1 protein-coding gene is annotated in these 525 nt (G+C 41.7%); it reads right to left on the bottom strand.

What is annotated here, in order from left to right:
* Positions 1-191: 191 nt before the first annotated feature.
* Positions 192-525, bottom strand: a 334-nt coding sequence (locus HHO41_RS22065) for a transposase (RefSeq protein ID WP_248278578.1), incomplete at its 5' end; no start/stop codon positions are given.

Below are 525 nucleotides of genomic sequence, written 5' to 3'. Positions count from 1 at the left end.
GACACCCCAAGTTATTTTTTGGTCGGTACTGGCGACGAGCTATCGTTTTCCCACTTGCACCCTCCCTACCATGAGTTAAGGTTCTCCGAATGGATACGGCGAAGTCATAGCCTTACGAACTACGTACTACAAGCTCCGACACAAAAGTGACGAATACACATGGATGGTTGACACACCCACTAAGCCATGCGCTAAGCAACAGCCTTACGTTTCTGAACATATAGTAGGTTTGGAGTTTTTATTTGAAAGTTTTCCTCCAACTTTACTATTCCTGATTTAATTAGCGTATTCAATGCTCCGTTGATGTCGGCATGAATACATTTTCCTGATTTACTTTGGTACAGACCACGAGTGATTCGCTTGCCACTGAAGTGGTAGCTGGCTTTATCGTCTTTTGACCAAACCGGAAGTATATCTCTATCTAGGAAACTAGCTTTTGAGGTATAGCTTTCTTCTTGTCTGAGAAAACGGATGCCTTCTTTTAAACATTTATTTTCTATGGCAGATATGAGTTTCTGAAATGGA

The organism is Bacillus sp. DNRA2 (genome assembly GCF_012843265.1).
Classification (GTDB): domain Bacteria; phylum Bacillota; class Bacilli; order Bacillales; family Cytobacillaceae; genus Bacillus_BU.
The sequence above is the reverse complement of the archived record's forward strand: the minus strand, read 5'-3'. Positions and strand labels throughout refer to the sequence as shown.